This is a genomic window from Lentzea sp. HUAS TT2 (genome assembly GCF_051853195.1).
Lineage (GTDB): Bacteria > Actinomycetota > Actinomycetes > Mycobacteriales > Pseudonocardiaceae > Lentzea.
In genome coordinates, this window is sequence record NZ_CP196667.1 from 7,820,040 (window position 1) to 7,846,153 (window position 26,114).

Consider the following 26,114-nt stretch of genomic DNA (forward strand, 5'->3'; position numbering starts at 1 on the left):
GTCAGGCGTCCAGCTCGGGTGGGAAGCCGCCGGTGGCGATGGGGCCCCAGCTGTCGATGGTCACGCGGATGAGTGACTTGCCCTGGCGGAGCATGGCGGCGCGGTACTCGTCCCAGTCGGGGTGTTCGCCCGCGATGCAGCGGTAGTACTCGACGAAGTCGTCGAGTGCCTCGGGCAGGTCGAGGACCTCGGCGGTGCCGTCGATCTGGACGTAGGCGTCGTTCCAGTCGTCGGAGAGCACGCACATCGTGACGGCGGGGTTGCGGCGGGCGTTGCGGACCTTGGCACGTTGCGGGTAGGTCGCGATGACGATGCGGCCCTGGGTGTCGACGCCGCAGGCGACGGGGGAGACCTGCACTCCGTCGGTGGTGGAGCGGCGGGTGATGAGGACGCCGTGGTGGCGGGTGGAGAGGAACTCGAGCAGCTGCGGCCGGTCGACGAGGTCGGCCGTGGCGATCTTCGGCATGATGTGCAGCATGGCACGCTTCACCTCGTTCGACGGCACCGAACTCGCCTATCGAGAAGCGGGCGAGGGTCTCCCTCTGCTCGTGCTGGCGGGTGGTCCGGGGCGGGCGTCGGAGTACCTGGGGACGCTGGGTGGGCTGGACGCGTCGCGGCGGCTGATCGTGCTGGACAACCGGGGCACGGGTGAGTCGGACGAGCCTGCGGACCCGTTCACGTACCGGCGGGACATGCTGGTGCGGGACGTGGAGATGCTGCGCCGGCACCTGGGCCTGGACGTGGTGGACGTGCTGGGGCATTCCGCCGGCGCCGGGATCGCGATGGGCTATGCGGCGGACTTCCCGGACCGGATCGGGAGGCTGGTGCTGCTGACGCCGGCGTTGCGCAGTGTGGGGTTGTCGCCGGAGCAGAGCGACTGGGACACGTTCCTGGCCTCGCGTGCCGGTGAGCCGTGGTTCGAGGCGGCGACGGCGGCGCTGGAGCGCAACGCGGCGGGGGACGACTCGGTGCGCAACCGGGTGGCGGCGTCGCCGTTGCTGTACGCGCGGTGGGACGAGCGGGCTCGGGCGCACGCGGACGCGGAGCTGGGGCAGTGGAAGTACGAGGTGGCGCTGGGCTACAACGCCGAGGGGGCGTTCGTGCCCGGCGTGCTGCGGCGGGCTCTCGCCGAGTTCGACCACCCGGTGCTGGTGTACGCGTGCTCGGTGGACCCGATCTCGCCGGTGCGCCGGTGTGCGGAGCTGGCCGGGTTGTTCCCGGACGCGACGCTGTCGGTGCACGAGGGTGTGGGGCACTACCCGTGGGTGGAGGAGCCCGCCGAGGTGTCCCGGCGGATCGCCGCTTTCCTGGACCGCTGAGCCGCGGGATTTGTTTCCCTGCCGCCTGCACGAACCACAGCGTCGGGTGGTGACGGCCGGGGCGTGTGGGGTGACTAGAAGACCTGGGCGGTGGCCACGCGGTCGCGGCCGTTGCTCTTGGCCTGGTAGAGCGCCTCGTCGGCGGCCAGCAGCAGCGGGCTGAGCTCGGTCGCGGTGTCGGGGTACACGGCGGCGCCCACCGAGGCGGTCAGGCCGGCGACGACCTGGCTCTCGCCCAGGCGGTCGAGCACGACGATGTGCAGGCTCGCGATCTCGTAGCGGATGCGTTCGGCGGTGGCGCGGACCTCGCCGTTGGCGACGCCGGGCAGCACGACGGCGAACTCCTCGCCGCCGAAGCGGCCCACGAGGTCGTAGGAGCGCACGGAGTGCTTGAGCGCGTCGGCGACGGCGCGCAGCACCCGGTCGCCGGCGAGGTGGCCGTAGGTGTCGTTGATGAGCTTGAAGTGGTCGAGGTCGAGGATCAGCACGCCGACGGTGGAGCCCAGGCGGCGGGCGCGCTGCAGTTCGCGTTCGGCGACGTCGTGCCAGAAGGTGGCGTCGACCAGGCCGGTCTTGGAGTCGGTGCGGGCCGCCACGCGGAACTGGGGCAGCAGCAGGCCCATGTGCAGGGCCAGGACCGTGAGCAGCAGCATCGGGGTGAGCCACGGCCGCCAGTTCATGATGATCGCGACGCCGGAGCCGAGGCCGACGGAGGCGAGCACGATGAGCACGTCGGAGGCGTTGCCCAGGGCCGTGCGGACCGGGTTCTGGCGGTTCGTCAGGTAGATCGCGGTCACGACCATCGCATAGTTGATGAACCAATACAGCGCCCCGGCCGTAACCAGTGCCAACAGGCCAAGCGGTCCGTCCACGTCGACAGCGCGGTCTGGGAACAACCCCAGAACGAGTTGCGCGGCCGCGCTGCCCAGGACGACAGTGGCCGCGGAGAACACCTTGCGGAACAGGACGGCCCGCCGCTTGTAGACCCGGAACCACGAGTGCGCGTAGCTGATGACGATCAGCGCGACGAGCTGTGGCATCGGGAGCACGAGCACGCCCGCGAACAGCCACACGGACTGCATGTGGGCGTGTGGCGATCCTTCGGCGCCGATCTCGCGGATGCGTTCGATGCCCCGTGCTGCTTCCAGGTGCCCGACGGCACCAGCGGCGAGCAGCAGGAACCAGGGCCAGTTCAAGGCCTCGGCAGGGGTACGCCATGCGGTGGCGAGCGTGACGAGGGTCGCCGAAACAACCACCGTCACGACATAGGCCAGCACCACAGGAGGAAGCGACCATAACTTCCACCGGCGCGGGTCGAGCCAAGGCACGCTGCCACCCCCACACCACCGTCCAGGAACCAACCACTGTAGCTACCGGGTCACGCAAAGTCGTGGCTCCATGTGGGGGACCTCACCGTGAGTAGTCCTCACAGTTCGCACTCACAAGAAGCCGCTGCAGTTCAGGCGCAACGAACACCCATAGGAGCAGTCATGATCAACCGTGTCTCCGCCACCGGCCGCCCCGTTCGCCCGACCGACTGGAACCGTCCGACGGACTGGAACCGGCCGACCGACTGGCGTCGCTGAGCCACCACAGGACTGCCGCACCGCCTGCCGCGAGCACGCCCAGTGCTCCGGCGGCGGCGACCACCCGGTGCACCGCGACCGTCTCGGCCGCCACACCCGCCAGCGCCACCCCCACGCCTTGGGAGACGCGCAGCGCGGTGACGGCCAGGCCGAACGCCTGCCCGCGTGACTCGTCGGGCACCGCGCGCACGAACCGCGTGTTCGCGACCAGGTGATAGGCGCTGGCCGCCCCGGACAGCGCGAACAACCCCACACTGACGACCAGGCCCGGCCGCAGCGCGGCCGGGACGAGAACGGCGCACGCGGCGATCGCCAGCCACGGCATCAGCCGCGCCTGCAGCCGTTCGTCCAGGTGCGCCAGCGCCAGCATGCCCGCCGCCGCGCCCGCGGCGTAGGCACCGAAGATCAGCCCGACGCCGGCGGGGCCGGCCGCGAGCTGTGCCGCGTACGGCACCGCGAGCGCCTCGCCGACGATGTAGAAACCGGACACGCAGGCGAGCGCGAGCAGCGCGCGCAGCCTGCGGTCGCCCCACACCAGTCGCGTGCCGCCGGCCAGGTCGGTCGGCCAGGCCCGCACGTGCGCTCTGCGCGGTGCGGGCCGGTCGAGCAGCCAGGTCGTGACCAGCAGTGCGGAGATCCAGAAGGTCACCGCGTCGAGCACCAGCACCGGTCCGGGTCCGAGCCAGGCGACCAGGGCGCCGCCGGTGAGGAACCCGGCGACCTGCGCGGCCTGGGTCAGGGTGCTCAGCACCGCCTGTCCCATCGGGTAGCGCGCGTCGGGGAGGATGTGCGGCAGCAACGCCGCCCGTGCCGCGCCGTGGGGTGCGCCGGCGAGCTGCACGGCCACCACCAGTGACGCGAGTGCCCACAGCGGCAGTCCCGGTATCGCCATGAACAGCAGCAGGGCCGCCCGGACGAGATCGGCGGTCACCATGACCTTCTTGCGGGCGAACCGGTCCGCGAGCCCGGAGAGCAGTGGCCCGCCGATCAGGTCGGGCAGGAACGTCAGCGCGTAGGTCAGCGCCGTCAGGCCCGCGCTGGCGGTGCGGTGGTAGACGTGCACCGTCAGCGCGACCCTGGCGAACTGGTCCCCGGCCACCGACACCACGTGCGCCAGGACCAAGGCGCGGAACTCGCGGTCGCGAGCGAGGTCGCGGTAGCCGGGCATGGGCTACAGGATGGACGACCAGAACCTGCACTGGTGATCTCGGGCGAAATCGGCCGGCCTGATCGCCCTGGGTGCCAGGGACTGCACGTCGGCACGCCAGCCGGGGTCACCGGTGCGCGCGAAGCGTCCCCACGCCGCGATCATGTAGTCCGAGACCTCGCGCTGCCGCGGTGTCAGCGTTTGGCCCATGTCGAACAGCATCAGCAGCTCGGAGCCGTGGTAAGCCCCGTACTCCGGGAACGGTGGCAGGTCCGGGAAGATCATCGGCACGTCCGGGTCGGCGAACTCGTAGCCCGACACCCGCGTGCGCCGGTCCAGTTCGTCGCGCGTGACCTGTGACGTGCAGGCCCAGGACCGGTCGGTCAGCAGCCGGGCGATCTCGTCGCGCGCGTCGTCGTTGCCGTTGACCGGGTACCGCGCGGCGACCTCGCCGGCGTTCGCGCCGAACAGCCACGCCAGCTGGTCGGGGTAGGTGGCCTCCGGGATCGGCTGCGGCCAGAACAACGGCGCGAACAACGTCATCTCGTCGTGCGTCGACCCCACCATCGTCGGCACCCGGTGCATCCGGCCGGTCCGCTGTGCCACGACCGGGTCGATCGGCAGCACCGCCGTGTCGAACGACGGCGAGGCGAACTGCTCGTGCACCGTGAGCAGCCTCGACACCGGCTGCGCCCGCAGGCACGCCACGTCGGCGCAGCCCAGCACGCCCACGCCCGCGTTCTCCGTGGCGGTACGCGAGCGCCACACGGTCGCGAACTCGCCCGGCGCGGTGAACGACGGCAGGCTCAGCCCGCACGGCCCGGACTGGATGATCGCCTTCGCGAACAACCCCGCCGCCCGCGGCGACGCCAGCTGCGCGCAGATGCTCAGGCCGCCCGCGGACTCGCCGAACACCGTGACGTTGCGGGCGTCACCGCCGAACGCGTGGGCGTTGCGCTGCACCCACTTCATCGCCGCCTGCTGGTCGGCCAGCCCGAAGGTGCCCGAGCCGGGCAGGCCGGGGTGACCGAAGAACCCGAACACCCCGAGCCGGTAGTTCACCGTGACGACCACGGCGTCGTTCTTGGCCGCCAGCCACGTCGCGTCGTACATCGACGCCGCCCCGGACGTGAACCCACCGCCGTGGATCCACACCATCACCGGCCGCTTCCTGTGCGAGCCGGCCGCCGGTGTCGTGACGTTGAGGTAGAGGCAGTCCTCGGTGTCCGACGACGGCTGCCCCAGCATCGAGTTCTGCGCGCAGAACGGCGCGGGCGTCGTCGCGTCCCGCACCCCCTGCCACGCGGCGACCGGCTGCGGGTCACGCCACCGGTTCTCGCCCACCGGCGCAGCGGCGAACGGGATGCTCCCGAACGTCCGCACCGCCTGCGTGACCTTCCCCCGCACGGCACCCTTGTCCGTGCGCACCACCGCACCACTGTCCGCGGCGGCCGGGCTCGTCACCACCGCACACGCCATCACGGCGGCCACGACCGCCGACACAGTCCTTCTCACAACGACCCCCAAAAGTCGCACTTGTGGTCCTTCTCGAAGTCAGCGGGCCCGGCCGCTCCCGCGACCAGCGACTGCACGTCCGCACGCCAGCCCGGGTCACCGGTGCGCGCGAACCGTCCCCACGCCGTGACCATGTAGTCCGACAGCTCCCGCTGCCCGGCCGTCAGCGGCACCCCGAAGTCGAACAGCAACGGCAGCTCGGAGGCGTGGAACGCCCGGTACCCGCCGGGGAACGGCTGCCTGCCGGGGAAGAACATCGGCACGTCCTGGTCCGCGAACTCATAGCCCGACACGCGTGCGTGCCGGTCCAGTTCCGTGCGCGTCACGGTCGCCGTGCACGACCACGACTTGTCCGTGAGCAGCGTGGCGATCTCGTCGCGCGCGTCGCCGTTGCCGTTGACCGGGTACCGCGCCGCGACCTTGTCCGCGTCCGCGCCGAACAACGCGCCCAACGTGGCCCGGTACGCCGCGTCCGGCACGGGCTGAGGGAAGGCGTCCGGCACGAACAGCGTCATCTCGTCGTGCGTGGTGCCCACCATTGTCGGCACCCGGTGCATCCGTCCCGTCCGCTGCGCCACGACCGGGTCGATCGGCAGCACCGCGGTGTCGTAGGCGGGGGAGGAGAACTGGTCGTGCACCGTGAGCAGCTTCTCGACCGGCTGCGCCCGCAGGCACACCAGGTCGGCACAGCCCAGTGTGCCCACACCCTGCTGCTCCACCTCGGCCCGCGGCTTCCACAGGTGCACGAACCTGCCCGGTTCCGTCGGCGAGGGCGCGTCGACCCCGCACGGCCCGGACTGGATGATCGCCTTGGCGAACAACCCGGCCGCCCGCGGTGAGGCCAGCTGGGCGCACACGCTCAACGCCCCCGCAGACTCCCCGAACACCGTCACGTTGCGCGCGTCCCCGCCGAACGCGCGGGCGTTGCGCTGCACCCACCACAGCGCGGCCTGCTGGTCCGCGATCCCGAACGTCCCCGACCCGGCCAGACCGGGATAGCCGAAGAACCCGAACACCCCGAGCCGGTAGTTCACGGTCACGACCACGGCGTCGTTCTTGCTCGCCAGCCACCGCGCGTCGTACATCGAGGCGCCGCCGCCGGTGAACGACCCGCCGTGGATCCACACCATCACCGGCCGCCGCTTGTGGGCGTTGCCCGCCGGCGTGGTGACGTTGAGGTAGAGACAGTCCTCGGACTGCGACGGCGGCTGCCCCAGCCCCGCGCCCTGCGCGCACATCGGCGCGGGCGTCGTCGCGTCCCGCACCCCCCGCCACGGCGTCACCGGCTGCGGATCACGCCACCGGTTCTCGCCCACCGGCGCAGCGGCGAACGGGATGCTCCCGAACGTCCGCACCGCCCCGGCCACCGTTCCCCGCACGGCGCCGTCCTGTGTTCTCACCACTGTGCTGTCGTTCTCGGCCAGTGCCGGCGTCACGATGACGGCGAGCGTCATCGCGGCGGCCAAGGCCACCGTCGTCATTCTCGCCATGAGTTGTCCGACCCCCTTCGGGCTCGAACGTATCGAGGTCCGAGGCACCCGGAAACCACACAAAGGCCACTTGTCCCCTCCATCGAAAGTCGGACGGGACGCCCACCGGTTGCCGACATACCGACCGGTCGGTACCCTCCGGTCCGTGGGTGACACAACGCTTCCTCCCCAGCCGCTCGTCGACGCCCTGATCTTCGACTGGGGCGGCGTCCTGACGGTCTCGGTGCCCGAGTTCGTCGGCGCCTGGCTGCACGCCGAGGCCATCGACCGCGACGTCTACGGCCGGATCATGCGCGAATGGCTCAGCCGCGAGGCGCTGCCGGACAACCCCGTGTTCCGCCTGGAGACCGGCGAGCTCACGGTGCCCGAGTTCGAACGGCTGCTCGCCGCCGAGCTGATCACCACCACCGGCTCGAGGATCGACGAGAACGGGCTGCTCAAGCGCATGTTCGGCGGCGCCACGCCCGACCCGGCGATGGTCGAGCTCGTCCGCAAGGCCCGCGCCGCCGGCCTGCACACCGCGCTGCTGTCCAACAGCTGGGGCGAGGGCTACCCGAAGGACCTGCTGCTCGAGCTGTTCGACACCGTCGTCATCAGCGGCCGCGTCGGCCTGCGCAAACCCGACGAGCGCATCTACCGTCACACCCTCGAGCAGGTCGGCGTGCCCGCCGGGCGTTCGGTGTTCTTCGACGACGCGCCGATCAACGTCGAAGCCGCCCAGGCCACCGGCATGCACGCGTTCCGCCACACGAGCGCTGAGAGCACCCGCGCCCACCTCGCCACCCTCGGAGTGAACCTGTGACCGACCTTCCCGGCCTCGACCTGCAGGCACTGGCCACCCACCTCGGCACAGGCCCGCTCACCGGCGAGCTGTTCCGCGGCGGCCGCTCCAACCTCACCTACCGCGTCAGCGACGGCACGCGGACGTGGGTGCTGCGCCGCCCGCCGCTCGGGCACGTCCTCGCGACCGCGCACGACATGGCCCGCGAGTTCCGCGTCATCTCCGCGCTCGCGAACACCAACGTCCCCGTGCCCGCGGCCCACCAGCTCGTCGAGGACACCTCCGTCATCGGCGCGCCGTTCTACCTGATGCAGGAGATGCCCGGCGCCGCCCTGCGCGAACGCTCCCAGTGCCCGTGGATCACCCCGGAGCAGGCGCGCACACTGTCCGAACGCCTCGTCGACGTGCTCGCCGACCTGCACTCCGTCGACCCCGCCTCCGTGGGCCTGCAGGACTTCGGCCGCCCGGAGGGGTTCCTCGCCCGGCAGGTCAAGCGGTGGGGCAAGCAGCTCGACGCCTCCCGCAGCCGCGACCTGCCCGGCATCGAGGAACTGCGCGACAAGCTCGCCGACACCGTCCCCGACTCGCCGCGCGCCACGATCATCCACGGCGACTACCGCCTCGACAACGCCCTGGTCACCCAGGAACCGCTGGAGATCAGCGCCGTCCTGGACTGGGAGATGGCCACCCTCGGCGACCCGCTCGCCGACCTCGGCCTGCTCTACGTCTACTGGGCGGGCCTGGGTTCCGACAACGACCCCATCACCGGCGGCGTCACCTCCCTGCCCGGGTTCCTGTCCGCCGACGAGCTCGTCGCCCGCTACACCGCCCGCACCGGCACCGACACCTCCGGCCTGGGCTGGTACATCGCCTTCGGCTACTTCAAGCTCGCCGTCATCGTCGAAGGCATCCACTTCCGCTTCGCCAGTGGCAAGACCGTCGGCGCCGGCTTCGAGAAGCTCGGCGCGTTCACCGTTCCCCTCGTGCGGCAGGGACTCGCCGCCGCCCACAAGGAGCTCTAATGGACTTCGCCTACGACGCCAAGACCGAGGAACTGCGCACCAAGCTCCTCACGTTCATGGACGAGCACGTCTACCCGGCAGAAGCGGTCCTCGAACAGCAGCTGCACGACGCCGCCGACCCGTGGGAACGCCAGCCGATCCTCGAAGAGCTCAAAGCGGAGGCCCGCCGCCAGGGCCTGTGGAACCTCTTCCTGCCCGACCCCGAGCACGGCGCCGGCCTGACCAACCTGCAGTACGCGCCGCTCGCCGAGATCACCGGCCGCAGCCCCCACCTCGCCCCCGAGGCCCTCAACTGCGCCGCCCCGGACACCGGCAACATGGAAGTGCTCGCCATGTTCGGCACCGACGAGCAGAAGAAGCAGTGGCTGCAGCCCCTGCTCGACGGTGAGATCCGCTCCGCGTTCTGCATGACCGAACCCGAGGTCGCCTCCTCCGACGCCACCAACATCGCCACCCGCATCGAACGCGACGGCGACGACTACGTCATCAACGGCCGCAAGTGGTGGTCCTCGGGCGCGATGAACCCGAACTGCGCGATCTTCATCGTCATGGGCAAGACCGACCCCGACGCCGAACGTCACCGCCAGCAGGCCATGATCCTGGTCCCGCGCGACACCCCCGGCGTCACCGTCAAACGCGCCATGCACGTCTTCGGCTACGGCGACCACGCCCACGGCGGCCACGCCGAGATCGAGTTCGTCGACGTCCGCGTCCCCGCCTCGAACCTCATCTCCGGCGAGGGAGAGGGCTTCGCCATCGCCCAGGCCCGCCTGGGCCCCGGCCGCATCCACCACTGCATGCGCCTGATCGGCATGGCGGAGCGCGCCCTCGAACTGATGTGCCGCCGCGCGTCCTCGCGCATCGCGTTCGGCAAGCCCATCGCCGCCCAGGGCGTCGTGCACGAGTGGATCGCCGAGTCCCGCGTCCGCATCGAACAGGCACGCCTGCTCGTGCTCAAGACCGCGTGGCTGATGGACACCGTCGGCAACAAGGGCGCCCACACCGAGATCCAGGCCATCAAGATCGGCACCCCCGCGATGACCGAATGGGTCCTCGACAAGGCCATCCAGGCCCACGGCGGCGCCGGCGTCAGCCAGGACTTCCCGCTGGCCGAGCTCTGGGCCGCCACCCGCACCCTGCGCCTCGCGGACGGACCCGACGAGGTCCACCGCATGTCGCTGGCCAAGCGGGAGCTCAAGAAGTACCTGTAGAGGCATGGACGTCACGCGAGGCGGACCGGCCGACGTGCCGGCGATCATGGCGATGCTCGACGACGCGCAGGACTGGCTCGCCTCGCAGGGCCGCACCGGACAGTGGGGAACAGACCACTGGTCCGGTGTCCCGTCCGCCGTCGACCGGTTCACCCGCCTCGCCACGTCCGGCACCGTCTGGCTGGCCGTGATCGACGACGAACCCGCGGGCGTGGTCATCACCTCGACCACCCCGCCCGAGTACGTGCCGCCCGCCACCGAACCAGAGCACTACGTGTCCCTGCTGGTCATCGCCCGCGCCCACGCCGGACGCGGCGTCGGCGCCACCCTGCTGGCCCACGCCCGCCGCGAGGCCCGCGCCGCCGGCGTCGGCCTGCTGCGCGTCGACTGCTACGACAGCGACGACCACCGCCTCGTCTCCTACTACGAGAAGCAGGGCTTCACCTCGGTCGCCACCTTCAAGGCCCGCAACGGCACCTGGCCCGGCCGGCTGCTCGCCTTGCGCCCCTGACCCCTGCGCCCCTGACCCCTGCGCCCCTGACCCCTGCGCCCCTGACCCCTGCGCCCCTGACCCCTGCGCCCCTGACCCCTGCGCCCCTGACCCCTGCGCCCCTGACCCGGCGCCGCACACCCGGATCCTCCGCCCCGGAGCTCCTACCCGGTGAACAGGCAGAACGGGTGCCCGTCCGGGTCGATCAGCACCCGCACGTTCTCCTGCGGCTGCACCACCGCGAGCACCGCCCCGCACCCCAGCGCATGCTCGACCGCCGAGTCCAGGTCCTCCACCTCGATGTCCAGGTGCTGCGACGCCGTCTGCCCGCCCTCGACACTCGGCCACACCGGCCTGCGGAAACACGCCTCGCGCTCGAAGTTCAGCGTCAACCCGCCCGGCACCCGCACCTGCGCCCAGTCGTGCTCCACCGCCCCCACGGACGCGCCGAGCAAACGGGCGTAGAACCCGGCGAGCTCGACCGGCTGCGACGTACCGACGGTGACCGAGGTGAGGCGCACGCCCCCGACGCTAGCCGTCCAGGGCCAGTCGTTCAGGACTGGTTGTTCAGGACTAGTTGTTCAGCGCCTCACGCGCCGCGACCGCCGCCCGGCACGCGTGCACGAAGTCCCAGAACACCTCGGTCGTCGTGTACCGCCGGTCCGAACGCGAGTTCTCCTCGAACATCGCCGACCGCAACGGCGTCGTCAGCTCCAGCTGCCCGCCCTGCCGCGACCGGGTCCGGTTCGCGATGTTCGCCCGGTCATAACCGCCCAGGATCGGGTGGTCCACCGCGTCGACCGTGTGGAACCCCGCCCGCCGCAGCCGCGTCAGCAGCTCCAGCCGCAGCAGCGCGTCCCTGCCGCCGACCAGCACCGCCCGGTCGTGGTCCTCCAGACCCGCCGCAGCCGCCGTGCAGCCGTGCAGGCCCAGCGCGTGCGAGGCGCCCGAGACCAGGGTGCGGGCCACGCGGTCGTCGCAGTTCGACGACGTCACGTGCAGCTCGTCGTTGGAGGCCGTGCGCAGGCCCTCGAACATCCAGTAGTCGTGCGTCTGACCGATCGGCACGCGCGTGGCGGGGTGGAAACCCGCGATCGCGAGGCACAGCTCGGACGTTCCGACCTCGATACCACCGCCGTGCGGGGCGAGGACGACCGACGCGGTACGGGGACGGTGCCGCTTGAAGCGACGCCGGTAGTCCACCCGTTCCACCAGTCGGGGATCGGCGTAGAGGTCGGAGTTGGACGCGTAGACGTCTAACGCCGCCCACTGAGGCTGGGGTCTCATGGCGGCCGGAAGCCTACCCGGCGTCACCCGGACGGCCGCGGCCCACCGGGTGACCCCCGCTCACACCAGCGTCAACGTCCTCGCGGCCACGTCCAGCTCCGCCGGCACCCCCAGCGGCAACGACCACGAGCCCGCGCAGTGCCCGAACCCGAAGTCGCCCAGCACCGGCACGCCCAGCCCGGACAGGCGGTCGGCCAGCACCGAGGACACGTCACCGCAGTCCGTCCACGACCCCAGCACGATCCCCGACACCTGCGTGAACCAGCCCGCCCGCAGCAGCTGCGTCAGGATCCGGTCCAGCCGGTAGGGCTCCTCGCCGATGTCCTCCAGCAACGCGATCGCACCCTCGGCAGGCGGCGCCCACCGGGGCCCGCCCACCGACGCCGCCAGCAACGCCGCGTTCCCGCCCGTCAGCACCCCGCGCGCCGTGCCCGCCACCACCGGCGTGCCCGAGGTCCACGACTTGGCACCGGAGAACAGCACGTCCCGCAGCCGCGCCTGCGCCAGCGGGTCGCCGACGAAGTCCGAGGTGCCCGGCATCGGCCCGAACACCGTCGCCTGACCCGCCGCGTTGAGCTCGGCGTGCAGCACCGTCACGTCCGACGACCCCACGAACACCCGCGGCGGCAGGTCCCGCCACGGCACGAGGTCCGTCATCCGCAGGCACCCGTAGCCGCCGCGCACGCAGAACACCGCCGCCACGTCCGAACGCCACGCCGCCACGAACTCCGCGGCCCGCGCCTCGTCCGAGCCGGCCAGGTACGGCAACGACCACGGCTCGACCACGGGTGCGCTCACCCGCAGACCCCACGACCGCAACACCTCGGTGCCCGCGGCGATCGTCGAAGCCAGGGCCGGGCCGGCCGGTGACACCAGCGCGACCCGGTCCCCGTGGGACAGCAGGCTCACTCCGACAGTTCCAGCACCGGCACACCGGGCGGGACGAAGCCGAACGCCTGCCCGTAGAACGACAGCTCCGCCTCCAGCGCCGTCCTGATGTTCTCGGCCATCCGGAAACCGTGCTGCTCGCCCTCGAACGTGATGTAGGCGTGCGGGATGCCCGACCCGGCCAGGTCCGCGGCGAACCGGTCCGCCTGCTCCGGCGGGCAGATCTCGTCCTCCAGGCCCTGCAACAACAACACCGGCCCCGACACCGACCGCGCCTTCGTCGACGGCGAACGGTCCCGGTAGCGGTCGGCGGCCTGCGGCAGCGTGCCCACCAGGCCCTCGACGTAGCGCGACTCGAAGTCGTGCGTCTCGCCGCCCTCCGACGTCCACCCCGCCAGGTCCAGGATCGGGAACGCGACCATGCCGCACCGGTACACGTCGGTCGAGGTCAGCGACGCCGCCGACGTCCAGCCGCCCGCCGACCCGCCCCGGATGCCCAGGCGCTTCGGGTCCGCCGTGCCCTCCGCGGCCAGCTGCTGGGCGACGAACGCGCAGTCCTGCACGTCCACCACACCCCACTGCTCGCGCAGCCGCTCCCGGAACGCCCGCCCGTACCCGGTCGAACCGCCGTAGTTCACCGCCACCACACCGATGCCGCGACTGGTCAGGTACGCGATGTCGCTGTCGAGCTTGGGCAGCGCGCGCCCCGTCGGCCCGCCGTGCACGTGCACCACGTACGGCGGCAGCTCACCCTCGGGCCCCTCGAAGTCCGGGTTCGACGGCGCGTACACGTACGCCGGGATCTCCCCGAACATCCGCTCCACCGGCACCGGCAGGTACGCCGCCTCCGGCGACTGCTCGCCGCCGGTCAGGTAGGTCAGCTCACCGTTGGACAGGTCCAGGCGCACCACCGCGAAGTCCGACGTCGGCCCCGCGGCGGCGCAGATGACCACGCCGTCGCGCACCGACAGGTCCGGCACCCACGTCGGCAGGTCGGTCTGCACGTCGGTCACCGTCGCGGAACGTTCGTCGAGCACCGCCAGGTGCCCCGACCGCACCACCAGGTAGCGGCCCGGCGAGAGCGTCGCGAACCAGCGGTTGCCCAGCCGCCACATCGGGCCGCCCAGCTCCTCCTCGCACGGCGCCAGGTTCGTGCGCGTGCCGTCGGGGGAGACGCGGAACAGGTTCCACCAGCCGTCCGGGTCGGTCAGCGCCAGCAGGTGCTCGCCCTCCCACTCGAACTGGCACACCGCCTCGGTCCGCGACCCGGCGACGACCCGGTGCTCGGTGGAGCCGACCTCGGCCACGCACAGCTCGGTGCCGTCCCACGGCATCTGCGGGTGGTCCCAGCCGATCCAGGCGAACCGCGTGCCGTCCGGGCTGATCTTCGGGCCGGTCATGAAGTGGTGCGAGGCACCCAGCACCCGGACTTCACCCGCCTGAGTGATCGCCACCAGGTCGCGGCGCACATCGGTGCGCGCGTCACCGGTGACGGTCTCCCGCACGCACCACACCTCGCCGTCCGGGCCCGCCGACAGGTCGGAGTAGCGCACCCCGTGGTGCCGCTGCGGCGCCTCGGTCAGCGCCTTGGGCTCGGGCGAGTCCGGGTTGAACACGTAGACGCGCTGGTCGTCCCAATGCGTGAACGCCACCTTGTCCTCGGCGAGCACCACGAACGGCCGGCCGCCGTACTCGTGCACCCGGTTGCGGGCGTTCCACGGAGCGGGCAGCACCTCCACGCCGTCGCGCACCAACGCCACTCTGCCGCCCTCGGCAGGCCGGCTCTCCGCCCACCACACGTGCTCGCCGTGCAGGTCGGCCCACTGGAACCCACCCCCCGGCTTCGACGTGTCGCCGGCCGTGATCGGCGAGGTCCAGGTCCCGTACGAAGCGATCTTCACCACAACCCGACCCTATACGGGCGGTGTTTGGCGGGGGAGGACCTGCCGACGATCTCCGCGTGGCCTAGGCTCGTTTCTGCCATGGCTCGCGTCATTCACGTATTCCGCGCACCCGACCGGTTCATCGCAGGAACCGTCGGGCAGCCCGGCGACCGCACCTTCTACCTGCAGGCCTCAGAGCAGAGCAGGTTGATCAGCGTCGCCCTGGAAAAGCAGCAGGTCCAGGTCCTCGCCGAGCGCATCGGCTCGTTGCTCGAGGAGGTGAATCGCCGCTTCGGCACCGACGTGCCCGACGAGGCCCCGCCCGACGACCTCGACACCCAGCCCCTCGACGTGCCCGTCGAGGAGGAGTTCCGCGTCGGCACCATGGGCCTCGGCTGGGACGCCGAGTCCAAGGCCGTCGTCATCGAGCTCCTCGCGGTCTCCGAGGAGGAGGTCGACGAGGCCGTCGTGCTCGACGACACCGAGGAGGGCCCCGACGCCGTGCGGGTCTTCCTGTCCCCGTCCGCCGCCCGTGCCTTCGCCGAACGCGCGGACCGCGTCATCAACGCGGGCCGCAAACCCTGTCCCCTGTGCGCCGAACCGCTCGACGCGGACGGCCACATCTGCCCGCGGCAGAACGGCTACCGCCGCACCGAAGAAGACTGACGTGGACACCTCCGCGGCCCTGAGGTTGCTCGAACACGGCCGCATCGAGGTCGAAGGACGCCTGGTCGACGCCTCCAACGCCACCTTGTTCTGCAAGATCTCGTTGGACGGCGTCGACGCCCAGTGCGTCTACAAACCCGTGCGGGGCGAACGGCCGCTGTGGGACTTCCCCGACGGCACGCTCGCCGGCCGCGAGGTGGCCACCTACCTGATCTCCGCCGCGTCCTTCGGCGTCGTCCCGCCCACCGTGCTGCGCCCCGGCCCGTTCGGCAGCGGCATGGTCCAGCTCTGGGTCGAGACCCGCGAAGAGGACGAGCTCGTCGACATCATCGGCGTCGACGACGTCAAACCCGGCTGGATCCCCGTCTTCCACGCCCACGACCGCTTCGGCGACCCCGCCGTCCTCGTGCACGCCGACCACCCCCGCATCGCCGAGATGGCCGCCTTCGACGTCGTCGTCAACAACGCCGACCGCAAGGGCGGCCACGTCCTGCACGCCCTGGACGGCGCGGTCTACGGCGTCGACCACGGCATCTGCCTGCACACCGAACCCAAACTCCGCACCGTGCTGTGGGGCTGGGCCCGCGAACCGCTGCCCGAGCACGTCGTCGAGACACTGCGCCGGCTGAGGTCGTCGCTCGACGGGGCGCTGGGGGAGTCGTTGCACGACCACCTCACGCGCGCCGAGGTCCGGGCCGTGGGGGAGAGGACCGACAAGCTGCTGGCCGCCGGTGTCTACCCCGAGCCGTCCGGTGACTGGCCCGCGATCCCCTGGCCCGCGTTCTAGGTCAGCTGCTCGGCGAGCCCGGCGATCCTGACGCCGTCGTAGTCCTTCAGGATCTGCTGGACACCCTTGCGGAACGACCTGTGCCGATCACCGTGCAGCTCGTACTTGCGGACCTCGATCTCCCACTGCACGGTGTCGTCCACGGAACCGGCCAGCGCCCTCAAGCCGTGCACACCGTCGACACGCCGGTGCAGACATCGCTGTGACGCGGGCCAGCGCGCGACGATCTCCGCCAGCAACACCAGGTGACACGCCCTGCGCACCGCCTCCGGCCCCGTCTCGGGATCAAGCCGGTCCAGCACCCGGACGTAGAACATCCACACCGTCAGGATCCGCTTCGCCTCACGCACCGACAGGTCCGGCTGAGCGCGCAGACGCTCCGCGAACCGTTCCTTCACCTTCGCGTCGTGCTCCAACGCCACCACGGCCGGCAGGGTGTGGATCACCTCGGCCCCGGCGACGTCCGCAGGTGCCTTACCTGGGACGAACGGCGTCAGTCGCGCCACCTCCTCTGGCGTGATCACGAGATCGTCCTCCGCGGGCGGCGTGCCCAGCAGTCCCGTCAGCAGCGGCTCGACCTGTGTCTGTGCCACCCGCGGCAACGGCAGCGGCAGCTGGATGAGCTTGCGCAGGAACGTCCACCCCGGGCTGGGATCCGCCGAGTCCCTGCCCGCGTCCGCGACGACCAGCGCCGAGTACGCCGCATCCAGATGGGCGGCGGTGGCGGCCGCGTCGATGCCGAGCACGAACCTGATCGACGGGAACGACCCGCTCAGGAACCCGTTGATCGCCTCGAACACGTCCGCGGTGGTCCGGGGCGAGCACCGGTCGAGGTCGTCGATGAACACCACCAGCTGCGTCCCCTGCTCACCGAGCTCGCGAATCAACCGGTGAACGTCCTCCTGCGCGCTGTGCAACTGGCCCTTGCGCGTGCGCCGATGGGGATCACGCAACGGGTCGTCCATGCCCACGGCCGTCGAGTAGGCGCCCATCGCCCCGGACGGGCCGAACAGCTCGGCGGGCAGCAACGTGTCGGCAGCCCGGACCAGGTACCGGACTGCGGTGTGCGCCAACCCGATCCCCAGCATCAGTCCGACTACCCACAGCGTCAGGTCCGCCGGGGCGACGTCGAATCCGAGCACGTTGAACGGCGCCGGCGCACGGACAAGCTGAGCCAGCAACGGCACCGGCAACGCGAACACACCCAGCCGCAGCGACGGCGACACGATCCGCTTGCGCAACGTCCGCTGCACATGGCTGCGGTCCAGCTGCTCGACGTTGTGCGCGAACCAGAAGCGTTGCAGCGATGAGCCGGAGTTCGTGGCGATGACCGGCGCGCCCGTGCTGACGATGCAGTCGTTCAGCCCGGCCCACACGTGTTCGCTGGTCTGGCAGGACCACGGGTTGAACATGGCCGTCAGCACCTTCGGCGCCTCGACGTTCTTGCGCTTTCGCCGCGTGGACCTGCCGTTCAACGTCAGATCGGCGTCCCACGCCCGCAGCTTCCGTTCCCGCCATCTGGCCACCTGCTTCGCCCACGGGCCGCGCCTCGCCGGTACAGGTCCCGCCGTGTCGAGCCGGGTACGGGTCATGTCCATGAGGGTGCTCTTGCCCGAACCCCACGCACCCTCGATGGCGATCACCGTCGGACCCGCGAGGTCCTCGTCGGCATCAGGTGGCGCCGAGCGCGACAACAGCTCGGCCAGGGACTCGACGAACGCGTGCCGGGCGAGCAGGTCCGTACGTGCGATCCGGTCACCATGGCCCATCGACACCAGGTGGTGGACCACCGAGTTGCTCGCCCGTTCGAAGAAGGCCGCGAACGAGACGGCGAACAGCGCCGCGTTGCGAGCGGCGACCATCTTCGAGCCTGCCGCGCCACCCGGTCCGGCACCAAGCACATCGCTGACGCCGTAGATCGGCAGGAACGGCAGCCCGAGGGCACGGAGCGCGTGCTGAACGGCCATAACGTCGGAGTTGGCTGCCAGAACGACATCGGAGTCGTCCGGCTGCGGGTCGAGTGCGGAGCTCACCACCGGTCTGAAATGGACTCGGCCGGGTTCTGGGAATGCAGCGCCGTTCCGCCACCACTCGGTGCGTGCGAGATCGCGGGCGAGCATCAGCATCGAACCGAAGAACTTCTGAGTGGAGCCGATGCCCACGACGACATCTCCGGCCTGGGCAACGCTCGCGTGCGAGGCGGCGAGGCCCACGGAGAGGATCGCGTTCGGCTGAAATCGGGTGATCGCCCGATGTGTCAGAAGCGCCTGTGGGTCGACCCCGGTGTGCGGAGGACACAGGACCAGCTGAACACCCGTGTTGAGGAGCGTCCCCACCACGAACGTCGCGCCGGCCTCGTCGTCGACGACCTCGCTGGCGGCGAAATGGCGTTCTACCGCGTCGAAATCCACTCGCTGCGACGTCACCACGAGGATGCGGACGTCAGAGCCTGGCCGAGTCACCTGTTGATCACCGATACCCCTGCGTCGACATCCGGCATCGGGTGACTTCGCACTCTGCGCGCCCGCCGTTACTACGCTCAGCCACCATGTCGTTGATCAACCCGCCCAAACCCCGGCCCGGCGACCGCGTCGCGATCGTCTCCCCGGCCGCCGGCGTCGCAGGCCTGTTCCCCCTGCCCCTCGAACTGGGCCTGCAGCGCCTCAAACACGACTTCGGCCTCATCCCGGTCGAGTACCCGGCGACCCGCAAGATGGGCTCCACCCCGCGGGAACGGGCCGCCGACCTGCACGCCGCGTTCGCCGACCCGTCCATCAAGGCGGTCATCGCCACGATCGGCGGCGAGGACCAGATCACCGTCCTGCCGCACCTGGACGCGGACCTCATCACCGCGAACCCCAAGCCGTACTTCGGGCACAGCGACAACACGAACGTGCTGACGTGGCTCGCCAACCGCGGCATCGTCGGCTTCTACGGCGGCAGCGTCATGGTCCAGTTCGGCCGGCCCGGCGCCATGCACCCCACCACCGCCGACTCGCTGCGGGCCGCGCTGTTCACGCCGGGGGAGTACCGGCTGACCGAGTCCACCGCCTACGGCGACCGGGACAGCCCCTGGGACGACCCCGCCACCTTCGACACCGAACCCGTCCTCGAACCCAGCGGCGGCTGGATCTGGCACCGGCCCGAGCACGTGGTCAAGGCGCGGTCGTGGGGCGGCAACCTCGAGATCCTGTCCTGGCTGATGATGGCCGACCGCGAGATCAACGCCCCCGAGACCTACGACGGCGCCGTGCTGTTCTTCGAGACCTCCGAGGAGATGCCCTCCGCGACCGAGGTCTACCGGATCCTGCGGCACATGGGGGAACGCGGCCTGCTGCAGCGCTTCGCCGCCGTGCTCGTCGGGCGGGCCAAGGCCTGGTTCTTCACCGACCAGGACACCGACCGCCTCGCCCACACCACCGCGCAACGCGAGGCCGTCCTCAAGGCCTTCGCCGAGTACGCGCCCGACACCATGATCGTGTTCGACGTCGACCTCGGCCACACCGACCCGCAGGTGATCATCCCCGTCGGCGGCACCATCGAGGTGAACGGACCGGCGCGCACGATCACCGTCACCTACTGACGGTGGCCACCATCCGCGATCTATTCCTTGCCCATTGATGTTCGCCAATTGAGATGGCGCGGGAGTTTGACGTGCGGATCATCGTGCCCTTATCTTCTGGTGGGCGTTCTGACCTGCGTGAACATCGAATTGTGAATGCGGGACACGGTGGACATGACCTATTTCGAACGAATCGTCGTCGTGGGTGCGGCCGGTCTCGGCGCCTGGGCGGCCACGTGCCTGGCGCGACGGTTCGGGCCGGTTCACCTGATCGGCCCCGGCGCCGAGACGCTCGCCGACGTCGGTGTCCGCCGCTACCCGCACGCCACCGTCCGCGAGCTCGACCTCGACACGCCCGCGGTCATCGTCGACAACGACGGCGGCCGCCTGCAGCGCCTGGTGTGCGACCGGCTCGTCGTGGCCGGGTGGCCCGTGCCGCTGCTGCCGGTCAACCGGTGGATCGTCGACGGCAAGGTCGCCGTCGCCGGGGACGGGGCCGATCTGCGGCTGCTCTCGACGTGCTTCGACGCCAACGGACTGTGGCGCCCGGCGCTGGCGGACTACCAGTTCCGCCGACAATCGGGAGCGAACTCGCTAATCTGAGTTGAGTGATCGATGAGGACGCCAGAGCCCGCCTGATCCGACGTTTCGGCACCGGCGTGACGGGGTGGATCGACGCGCTGCCAGACCTGGTCGCCACGCTGACCGCACGCTGGGGACTCACCCTCGTGCGGCACCTGCCCGGCGGCACCAGCGCCACGTTCCTGTGCACCAGCGCCGTTCTCAAGCTCACCCCGGAGCACGACCTCGCCGTGCACGAGGCCAGGGCACTCGCCGCCTGGTCCGGCACCCCCGCGATGGTCGACCTCTACGACACCGACCTGTCCCGCGGCGCGCTGCTGCTGGCGCCGATCCGGCCCGGCACCCCCGCCGCCGAACCCGCCAAGGTCGTCCCGCACCTGCACGAGGCCAGCCCCCAGGGCTTCCCGCCGCTCAAGGCCCGCGTCGACTTCCTCTTCGAGACCCTGCTCACCCGCCGCACCGGCACCTACTACGCCACCGAACACCACCGCGCCCGCAAACTCGCCGAGGACAACGTCAAACCCGTGCTCCTGCACGGCGACATGCACCCCGGCAACGTCCTGCAAGGCCCCGCGGGCCCGGTCGCGATCGACCCGCGTGCCTGCGTCGGCGACCCGGCCGTCGACTGGATGGACTTCGTGCACGGCGGACACGACCTGCACGGCGCCGACGTCGACCTCGACCGCGTCCACGAGTGGCTCACCGCCTTCAAACCCTTCTACGGCTAACCTTGCGAGTCGTGCGTTCCCACGACTACGGCCGCGACATCCTGTCGAACCCGAAGCGCAAGAAGGTCCCCGAGATCGCGGCCGAACCCGGCCTCGTCGTCGAGGACCCCGCCAGCGGCTTCTGCGGGGCCGTCGTGAAGTTCGAGTACGGCCAGGTCGTCCTGGAGGACCGCCACGGCCGCCGCCGGCTCTTCGCGCTCAACCCCGCCGGCTTCCTCGTCGACGGCATGCCCGTCACGCTGGTCAAACCCATGCCGCAGCCGCAGAAGCCGAAGATCACCGCGTCCGGCTCGGTCAAGGTCGAGGGGCTGCGCGCGCAGACCGCCAAGGCCAGCCGCATCTGGGTCGAGGGCAAGCACGACGCCGAGCTCGTCGAACGCGTCTGGGGCCACGACCTGCGCGTCGAGGGCATCGTCGTGGAACCCCTGCACGGCGTCGACGAGCTCCCGCAGCGCATCGCCGAGTTCGGCACGGCCCCGCACCGCCGCCTCGGCGTCCTGGTCGACCACCTCGTCGCCCACTCCAAGGAACAACGCGTGGTCGACCAGATCCGCGACGACAACGTGCTGGTCACCGGCCACCCCTACGTCGACATCTGGCAGGCCGTGAAACCCCAGGCCGTCAAGATCAAGGCCTGGCCGCAGATCCCGCGCGGCGTCGACTGGAAGACCGGCGTGTGCGCGCAGCTGGGCTGGGGCGAGCCCTGGGAGGGCTGGCAGCGCGTCCTCAACTCCGTGAGCAGCTACCGCGACATCGAGTCCGACCTGCTCGGCGCCGTCGAACGGCTCATCGACTTCGTCACCGTGCCCCAGGACTGACCCGCGCGTAGTGCGCGACAATCACACCCTTCGGCGTCGCCACGGTGCCGGTCAGCTCGAACTCCGTCACCGGTGCCGGCCCGTCGAACAGCCGCGCGCCGCCGCCCAGCGTCAGCGGGTGGATCACCAGCGTGTACCGGTCGACGAGCCCGGCCGCGTGCAGCGACCGCAGCAGCGCCGCGCTGCCGATGACCGACAGGTCATCATCGAGCGCGGCGACGTCGTCGAGTGAGCGCAGCAGCACCGAGTTCTGCCACGCGTCCGCGTCCGCCAGCTCGCGCGACACCACGTACTTGCGGGCCGCGTTCATGTGCTCGGTGAACGGATTGCCGTCGGTGGCGAACGCCCAGACGCCGATGAAGTCCTGCCACGTGCGGCGCCCGAACAGCATCGCGCCGGAGGACGCCATGCCCTTGCTCATCTCGGCGGCCAGCACCTCGTCCTGGTAGCGCGCACCCCACCCGCCGTGGGCGAACCCGCCGCGGGTGTCCTCGTCCGGACGCCCGAAACCCTGCACCACACCGTCGAGCGTCACGAACATCGTCGCGGAGATCGATCGCATCACTGCACCCCTTGGAAAGTCGAAGTCACCGCCTGCACGAACGGCTGTGAGGCGTTTCGACACCGCCGGTTGATCGATTTCGTCACGGTCAGGGGCCCAGCACGGTGAATCTTGAAGCCGGGCGGTCCCCGTTGGTGTATGTATGGGCGCATGGCCGCGCTGATCTGGCTGATCGTCGGGATACTGCTCGTCGTCGCCGAGGTTCTCTCCGGTGACTTCGTGCTGGTCATGCTCGGCGCCGCCGCGCTGGCCGCGGCGGGCGTGTCCGCACTGGGTGCCGCCGACCTGGTGAGCGTGCTCGTCTTCGCGGCGTCGTCGGTGGGCCTGATCGTCGCGGCCCGGCCGCTGCTCAAGAAGCGGCTGCAGCTCGGGTCCGGCATCAGGATGCACCACGAGGCGCTGCTCGGGAGCAGGGCCGTCGCGGTGTCGAAGGTGGACGAGCACGGCGGGCAGGTCAAGATCGGCGGCGACACCTGGAGCGCACGCACCCTCGACGGGTCCGTGGTCGAAGAAGGTGAAGCCGTCACCGTTGTCGAGATCTCGGGCGCCGTCGCCGTGGTGATAGCCGCGGTGTGAGCGCCCGCAGGAGGGTGTGAACCGAGTTGGACCCGATCACCGCTGTGGTCGTGGCCGTAATCGCGATCTTCGTGCTGACCATCGCCATCAAGTCGGTGCTGGTCATCCCGCAGGCGCAGGCCGCCGTCATCGAACGCCTCGGCCGCTACCGCAACACCGCGGCACCCGGCCTGAACATCATCGTGCCGTTCATCGACAAGGTGCGGGCCCGCATCGACCTGCGCGAGCAGGTCGTGTCGTTCCCGCCGCAGCCGGTGATCACCCAGGACAACCTCACGGTGTCCATCGACACCGTCGTGTACTTCCAGGTCACCGAGCCGCGCTCCGCGGTGTACGAGATCTCCAACTACATCGTCGGTGTCGAGCAGCTCACCATCACCACGCTGCGCAACCTCGTCGGTGGCATGAGCCTGGAAGAGACGCTGACCTCGCGTGACCACATCAACGGTCAGCTGCGCGGCGTCCTGGACGAGGCCACCGGCCGCTGGGGCCTGCGCGTGGCCCGCGTCGAGCTCAAGTCCATCGACCCGCCGCCCTCCATCCAGGACTCGATGGAGAAGCAGATGCGCGCCGACCGCGAGAAGCGCGCCATGATCCTCACCGCCGAGGGCCAGCGCGAGTCGTCGATCAAGACGGCCGAGGGTCAGAAGCAGTCGCAGATCCTCGCCGCCGAGGGCGGCAAGCAGGCCGCGATCCTGTCCGCGGAGGGTGAGCGGCAGTCGCAGATCCTGCGCGCGCAGGGTGAACGTGCCGCCCGCTACCTGCAGGCGCAGGGCCAGGCCAAGGCCATCGAGAAGGTCTTCGCCGCGATCAAGGCCGGCAAGCCCACGCCGGAGGTGCTGGCCTACCAGTACCTGCAGACGCTGCCGCAGATGGCCCAGGGCGACGCCAACAAGGTCTGGATGATCCCGTCCGACTACGGCAAGGCCCTCGAGGGGTTCGCCCGCATGCTCGGCGCGCCCGGCGACGACGGGGTGTTCCGCTACGAGCCCCCCGCCACCGAGGAGGGCGAGGCGTCGCGTCCGGAGGACGAGGACGAGTCGGTCGCCGCCTGGTTCGACCTCAAGTCGGACCCGAAGGTCGCCGAGGCCGTCGCCGCCGCGGAGGCGGTGGCGCGTCAGGAGGTGCCCGGCCCGCTCAGCGGCATGCCGCGCCCGGTCGGCCGTTCCGCCCCGCTGCCGGAGTTGGCGGGCACCGAGTTCGAGAGCGAACAGCCCCGCTCGCTGCACCAGCCCGACGAGCAGGTCTAGGCGCCCGCACGACACACCGAGCGGCCCATCCCGATCACCGGGGTGGGCCGCTCAGTCGTCTCACCAGCACGAACAGAAAAGTCCGAGAAAATCCGGATCGTGTGTCGATCGAACGCCCGGCCCGTTCGACCTTGGCGTGAAAGGGTCCACGACGGACCCGCACGAACCCACTGGGAGAGCACATCATGAAGTTCATGCTGATCTGGCGAGTGGCCTCCGACGAGGCGTGGGCCAACCTCGGTGAGATCGACTTCGACCAGATGCTCGAGACCGTCGGCAGGTTCAACGAGGAGCTCATCGAGGCCGGTGTGCTGATCGCCGCCGAGGGCCTCGCTCCCGCCGAGGAGGGCGTGGTCGTCGACTTCTCCTCCGAACCGCCCGTGGTCACCGACGGTCCGTACGGGGAGACCAAGGAGCTGTTCAACGGCTTCTACCTGATCAACGTCCCCACCATCGAGGACGCCATCGGCTGGGCCAAGCGCACCCCGATGACCGCCGCCGGGTTCAAGACCGAGATCCGCCGCGTCCCGACCATCGACGAGTTCCCGCAGGACAACGAGTGGATCAAGAAGGAACGCGCGTGGCGCGAGTCCACCGGCCAGCTCTGAACGGCGTTTGGTTTGATCTAGCGCCATGAGCGACCCCACGGGACGCAAGGCTGTGGCGGCGGTGTGGCGCATCGACTCCGCGAGGATCATCGGTGCGCTCACCCGCTACACCGGCGACTTCGCCCTGGCAGAGGACCTCGCGCAGGAGGCACTGGCCGAGGCGCTGGTGACCTGGCCGCGCGAGGGCGTGCCGAACAACCCGGCTGGCTGGCTGCTCACCGTCGGCCGGCGCCGCGCGATCGACGCGTTCCGGCGCCGCAGCGCCCGCGACGAGAAGTACGCCGCGATGGCCCACCACCTGCCGGAGGGAGGCGCGTTGACCGGTGCCGACCCCGGCCCCGCGCCTGACGACGTGCTGTGGGACCCGGACCAGATCGACGACGACACGCTCGCGCTGATGTTCACCTCGTGTCACCCGGTGCTCTCGCGCGAGGCGGGGGTCGCGCTGACGTTGCGCGTGATCGGTGGTCTGACCAGCGACGAGATCGCGCGGGCGTTCCTGGTGCCGACCGCGACCGTGCAGGCCCGCATCACCCGCGCGAAGAAGACCCTCGGCGCCGCCGGCGTGCCGTTCGAGGTCCCGCCGGTCAACGAACGCCCCGCGCGGCTGGCCCAGGTGCTGAGCGTGGTCTACCTGATCTTCACCGAGGGTTCGTCGGCCAGCTCTGGTGACGAGGTCATCCGGTTCGACCTGGCCGGGGAGGCGCAGCGACTCGCGCGGATCCTCTCGCGGCTGATGCCCGAGGAACCCGAGGTCCACAGCCTGCTCGCGCTGCTGGAGCTCACCGCCGCCCGGTTCCCGGCACGCCGCGGCCCCGACGGGGAGACCGTGCTGCTGGAGGAACAGGACCGGCGCCGCTGGGACCGCTCCGCGATCGCACGGGGCCGGGCCGCGCTGGCCAAGGCCGCCGACGCCGGCCGCGGCTACGGCTACTACGGGCTGCAGGCCGCGATCGCCGAGTGCCACGCGCTGGCGTCCTCGGTCGAGGACACGAACTGGGGCCGCATCGTCGCCCTCTACGAGGGACTGGGCAGCCTCGCCCCGTCGCCGGTCGTGGACCTCAACCGCGCGGTGGCCGTCTCGATGGCCCAGGGGCCCGCCGCCGCCCTGCCGATCGTCGACGCGCTGGCGTCGGCCGACGCGTTCAAGGAGTCGCACCAGCTACCGGGCGTGCGCGGAGAGTTGCTGCGCAGGCTCGGCCGCATAGACGAGGCCCGCACCGAACTTGAGCAGGCCATACGTCTGTGCGGCAACGAACGCGAACGTGCCGTGCTGACCCGCAAGCTGGCGGAACTGTAGGCGCCCCAGCACTCAGGGTGAACCTTAAATCCGTTAGGGCGACACCGGTGGCACTC

26 protein-coding genes are annotated in these 26,114 nt (G+C 70.8%); 15 read left to right on the forward strand and 11 right to left on the reverse strand.

Going from position 1 to position 26,114, the window contains the following annotated elements:
- Position 1: 1 nt before the first annotated feature.
- Positions 2-466, reverse strand: a complete 465-nt coding sequence (locus ACSHWB_RS37215) for a PPOX class F420-dependent oxidoreductase (protein ID WP_439664737.1) — start codon at positions 464-466, stop codon at positions 2-4.
- A 10-nt stretch (positions 467-476) separates the two neighbouring features.
- On the opposite strand from ACSHWB_RS37215, the gene ACSHWB_RS37220 reads away from it, so the two are divergent.
- A complete protein-coding gene (locus ACSHWB_RS37220) occupies positions 477-1,319 on the forward strand; it encodes an alpha/beta fold hydrolase (RefSeq protein WP_439657998.1) in 843 nt (280 codons plus the stop codon).
- Between the two features lie 74 nt (positions 1,320-1,393).
- On the opposite strand, the gene ACSHWB_RS37225 is transcribed toward ACSHWB_RS37220, so the two are convergent.
- The 4 genes from ACSHWB_RS37225 to ACSHWB_RS37240 all read right to left on the reverse strand — a co-directional run bounded on the left by ACSHWB_RS37225 (position 1,394) and on the right by ACSHWB_RS37240 (position 7,048).
- The gene (locus ACSHWB_RS37225) at positions 1,394-2,581 is read right to left on the reverse strand and encodes a diguanylate cyclase (RefSeq protein ID WP_439657999.1); all 1,188 of its coding nucleotides are present in this window, start codon (positions 2,579-2,581) and stop codon (positions 1,394-1,396) included.
- A 232-nt stretch (positions 2,582-2,813) separates the two neighbouring features.
- The gene (locus tag ACSHWB_RS37230) at positions 2,814-4,073 is read right to left on the reverse strand and encodes an MFS transporter (protein WP_439658000.1); all 1,260 of its coding nucleotides are present in this window, start codon (positions 4,071-4,073) and stop codon (positions 2,814-2,816) included.
- A 3-nt stretch (positions 4,074-4,076) separates the two neighbouring features.
- Positions 4,077-5,567: a carboxylesterase/lipase family protein gene (locus tag ACSHWB_RS37235; RefSeq protein WP_439658001.1), complete on the reverse strand. Its 1,491-nt coding sequence runs from the start codon at positions 5,565-5,567 to the stop codon at positions 4,077-4,079.
- Positions 5,564-7,048, reverse strand: a complete 1,485-nt coding sequence (locus tag ACSHWB_RS37240) for a carboxylesterase/lipase family protein (RefSeq protein WP_439658002.1) — start codon at positions 7,046-7,048, stop codon at positions 5,564-5,566. Before ACSHWB_RS37240 ends, ACSHWB_RS37235 begins: the two co-directional genes overlap by 4 nt.
- A gap of 154 nt (positions 7,049-7,202) precedes the next feature.
- Here ACSHWB_RS37240 and ACSHWB_RS37245 point away from each other — a divergent pair, with 154 nt between their 5' ends.
- From ACSHWB_RS37245 to ACSHWB_RS37260, 4 genes are read left to right on the forward strand one after another with little or no spacing between them, the layout of a single operon-like run.
- Entirely contained in the window at positions 7,203-7,859 is a 657-nt protein-coding gene (locus tag ACSHWB_RS37245; RefSeq protein ID WP_439658003.1) for an HAD family hydrolase, read from the forward strand.
- On the forward strand, positions 7,856-8,860 hold the full coding sequence (locus tag ACSHWB_RS37250; RefSeq protein WP_439658004.1) for a phosphotransferase family protein: 1,005 nt from the start codon (positions 7,856-7,858) through the stop codon (positions 8,858-8,860). The genes ACSHWB_RS37245 and ACSHWB_RS37250 overlap by 4 nt, the downstream gene beginning before the upstream one ends.
- Complete coding sequence (locus ACSHWB_RS37255; protein WP_439658005.1) at positions 8,860-10,071, forward strand: acyl-CoA dehydrogenase family protein; 1,212 nt, start codon at positions 8,860-8,862, stop codon at positions 10,069-10,071. Before ACSHWB_RS37250 ends, ACSHWB_RS37255 begins: the two co-directional genes overlap by 1 nt.
- A 4-nt stretch (positions 10,072-10,075) precedes the next feature.
- Positions 10,076-10,582 carry a GNAT family N-acetyltransferase gene (locus ACSHWB_RS37260; RefSeq protein WP_439658006.1) on the forward strand — a complete coding sequence of 169 codons (507 nt, stop codon included), beginning with the start codon at positions 10,076-10,078 and terminating at the stop codon, positions 10,580-10,582.
- Between the two features lie 143 nt (positions 10,583-10,725).
- On the opposite strand, the gene ACSHWB_RS37265 is transcribed toward ACSHWB_RS37260, so the two are convergent.
- The 4 genes from ACSHWB_RS37265 to ACSHWB_RS37280 are packed head-to-tail and all read right to left on the reverse strand — an operon-like array spanning position 10,726 to position 14,640.
- Positions 10,726-11,082 carry a VOC family protein gene (locus tag ACSHWB_RS37265; RefSeq protein ID WP_439658007.1) on the reverse strand — a complete coding sequence of 119 codons (357 nt, stop codon included), beginning with the start codon at positions 11,080-11,082 and terminating at the stop codon, positions 10,726-10,728.
- A gap of 52 nt (positions 11,083-11,134) precedes the next feature.
- Entirely contained in the window at positions 11,135-11,848 is a 714-nt protein-coding gene (locus ACSHWB_RS37270) for a poly-gamma-glutamate hydrolase family protein (RefSeq protein ID WP_439658008.1), read from the reverse strand.
- Positions 11,849-11,908: 60 nt separating this feature from the next.
- Positions 11,909-12,757, reverse strand: coding sequence for a S66 peptidase family protein (locus tag ACSHWB_RS37275; RefSeq protein WP_439658009.1), 849 nt, complete (start codon positions 12,755-12,757; stop codon positions 11,909-11,911).
- Positions 12,754-14,640 carry a dipeptidyl-peptidase 5 gene (locus tag ACSHWB_RS37280; RefSeq protein WP_439658010.1) on the reverse strand — a complete coding sequence of 629 codons (1,887 nt, stop codon included), beginning with the start codon at positions 14,638-14,640 and terminating at the stop codon, positions 12,754-12,756. The genes ACSHWB_RS37275 and ACSHWB_RS37280 overlap by 4 nt, the downstream gene beginning before the upstream one ends.
- 78 nt (positions 14,641-14,718) lie before the next feature.
- Here ACSHWB_RS37280 and ACSHWB_RS37285 point away from each other — a divergent pair, with 78 nt between their 5' ends.
- Both ACSHWB_RS37285 and ACSHWB_RS37290 read left to right on the forward strand, forming a co-directional pair.
- The gene (locus tag ACSHWB_RS37285; RefSeq protein WP_439658011.1) at positions 14,719-15,285 is read left to right on the forward strand and encodes a DUF3090 domain-containing protein; all 567 of its coding nucleotides are present in this window, start codon (positions 14,719-14,721) and stop codon (positions 15,283-15,285) included.
- Position 15,286: 1 nt separating this feature from the next.
- On the forward strand, positions 15,287-16,072 hold the full coding sequence (locus ACSHWB_RS37290) for an SCO1664 family protein (RefSeq protein WP_439658012.1): 786 nt from the start codon (positions 15,287-15,289) through the stop codon (positions 16,070-16,072).
- Here ACSHWB_RS37290 and ACSHWB_RS37295 read toward each other — a convergent pair.
- Positions 16,069-18,534 (reverse strand): P-loop NTPase fold protein, encoded by a 2,466-nt coding sequence (locus tag ACSHWB_RS37295; RefSeq protein WP_439658013.1) that lies wholly within the window; start codon positions 18,532-18,534, stop codon positions 16,069-16,071. The two genes, ACSHWB_RS37290 and ACSHWB_RS37295, sit on opposite strands and share 4 nt — an antisense overlap.
- 86 nt (positions 18,535-18,620) lie before the next feature.
- Between ACSHWB_RS37295 and ACSHWB_RS37300 the strand changes: the two genes are divergently transcribed.
- The 4 genes from ACSHWB_RS37300 to ACSHWB_RS37315 all read left to right on the forward strand — a co-directional run bounded on the left by ACSHWB_RS37300 (position 18,621) and on the right by ACSHWB_RS37315 (position 21,762).
- A complete protein-coding gene (locus tag ACSHWB_RS37300) occupies positions 18,621-19,655 on the forward strand; it encodes a S66 family peptidase (protein WP_439658014.1) in 1,035 nt (344 codons plus the stop codon).
- 135 nt (positions 19,656-19,790) lie between these two features.
- Positions 19,791-20,237, forward strand: coding sequence for a hypothetical protein (locus ACSHWB_RS37305; RefSeq protein WP_439658015.1), 447 nt, complete (start codon positions 19,791-19,793; stop codon positions 20,235-20,237).
- A 5-nt stretch (positions 20,238-20,242) separates the two neighbouring features.
- Positions 20,243-20,944, forward strand: coding sequence for an aminoglycoside phosphotransferase family protein (locus ACSHWB_RS37310; RefSeq protein ID WP_439658016.1), 702 nt, complete (start codon positions 20,243-20,245; stop codon positions 20,942-20,944).
- An 11-nt stretch (positions 20,945-20,955) separates the two neighbouring features.
- A complete protein-coding gene (locus ACSHWB_RS37315; protein WP_439658017.1) occupies positions 20,956-21,762 on the forward strand; it encodes a DUF3097 domain-containing protein in 807 nt (268 codons plus the stop codon).
- Here ACSHWB_RS37315 and ACSHWB_RS37320 read toward each other — a convergent pair.
- A complete protein-coding gene (locus tag ACSHWB_RS37320; protein WP_439658018.1) occupies positions 21,743-22,324 on the reverse strand; it encodes a dihydrofolate reductase family protein in 582 nt (193 codons plus the stop codon). The genes ACSHWB_RS37315 and ACSHWB_RS37320 overlap by 20 nt on opposite strands.
- A gap of 150 nt (positions 22,325-22,474) precedes the next feature.
- On the opposite strand from ACSHWB_RS37320, the gene ACSHWB_RS37325 reads away from it, so the two are divergent.
- The 4 genes from ACSHWB_RS37325 to ACSHWB_RS37340 all read left to right on the forward strand — a co-directional run bounded on the left by ACSHWB_RS37325 (position 22,475) and on the right by ACSHWB_RS37340 (position 26,058).
- Positions 22,475-22,900 (forward strand): NfeD family protein, encoded by a 426-nt coding sequence (locus ACSHWB_RS37325; protein ID WP_439658019.1) that lies wholly within the window; start codon positions 22,475-22,477, stop codon positions 22,898-22,900.
- Between the two features lie 26 nt (positions 22,901-22,926).
- Positions 22,927-24,150: an SPFH domain-containing protein gene (locus ACSHWB_RS37330; protein ID WP_439658020.1), complete on the forward strand. Its 1,224-nt coding sequence runs from the start codon at positions 22,927-22,929 to the stop codon at positions 24,148-24,150.
- A 185-nt stretch (positions 24,151-24,335) separates the two neighbouring features.
- On the forward strand, positions 24,336-24,758 hold the full coding sequence (locus ACSHWB_RS37335; RefSeq protein ID WP_360036415.1) for a YciI family protein: 423 nt from the start codon (positions 24,336-24,338) through the stop codon (positions 24,756-24,758).
- A gap of 25 nt (positions 24,759-24,783) precedes the next feature.
- Positions 24,784-26,058 (forward strand): RNA polymerase sigma factor, encoded by a 1,275-nt coding sequence (locus tag ACSHWB_RS37340; RefSeq protein WP_439658021.1) that lies wholly within the window; start codon positions 24,784-24,786, stop codon positions 26,056-26,058.
- The last annotated feature ends 56 nt before the right edge of the window (positions 26,059-26,114 follow it).

Bases quoted from the DNA above. Each gene is read 5' to 3' on its own strand.
- ACSHWB_RS37215 (WP_439664737.1), bottom strand. From the start codon at position 466: ATGCCGAAGATCGCCACGGCCGACCTCGTCGACCGGCCGCAGCTGCTC.
- ACSHWB_RS37220 (WP_439657998.1), top strand. From the start codon at position 477: ATGGCACGCTTCACCTCGTTCGACGGCACCGAACTCGCCTATCGAGAA.
- ACSHWB_RS37230 (WP_439658000.1), bottom strand. From the start codon at position 4,073: ATGCCCGGCTACCGCGACCTCGCTCGCGACCGCGAGTTCCGCGCCTTG.
- ACSHWB_RS37240 (WP_439658002.1), bottom strand. From the start codon at position 7,048: ATGACGACGGTGGCCTTGGCCGCCGCGATGACGCTCGCCGTCATCGTG.
- ACSHWB_RS37255 (WP_439658005.1), top strand. From the start codon at position 8,860: ATGGACTTCGCCTACGACGCCAAGACCGAGGAACTGCGCACCAAGCTC.
- ACSHWB_RS37260 (WP_439658006.1), top strand. From the start codon at position 10,076: ATGGACGTCACGCGAGGCGGACCGGCCGACGTGCCGGCGATCATGGCG.
- ACSHWB_RS37270 (WP_439658008.1), bottom strand. From the start codon at position 11,848: ATGAGACCCCAGCCTCAGTGGGCGGCGTTAGACGTCTACGCGTCCAAC.
- ACSHWB_RS37285 (WP_439658011.1), top strand. From the start codon at position 14,719: ATGGCTCGCGTCATTCACGTATTCCGCGCACCCGACCGGTTCATCGCA.
- ACSHWB_RS37300 (WP_439658014.1), top strand. From the start codon at position 18,621: ATGTCGTTGATCAACCCGCCCAAACCCCGGCCCGGCGACCGCGTCGCG.
- ACSHWB_RS37305 (WP_439658015.1), top strand. From the start codon at position 19,791: ATGCGGGACACGGTGGACATGACCTATTTCGAACGAATCGTCGTCGTG.
- ACSHWB_RS37320 (WP_439658018.1), bottom strand. From the start codon at position 22,324: ATGCGATCGATCTCCGCGACGATGTTCGTGACGCTCGACGGTGTGGTG.
- ACSHWB_RS37325 (WP_439658019.1), top strand. From the start codon at position 22,475: ATGGCCGCGCTGATCTGGCTGATCGTCGGGATACTGCTCGTCGTCGCC.
- ACSHWB_RS37335 (WP_360036415.1), top strand. From the start codon at position 24,336: ATGAAGTTCATGCTGATCTGGCGAGTGGCCTCCGACGAGGCGTGGGCC.
- ACSHWB_RS37340 (WP_439658021.1), top strand. From the start codon at position 24,784: ATGAGCGACCCCACGGGACGCAAGGCTGTGGCGGCGGTGTGGCGCATC.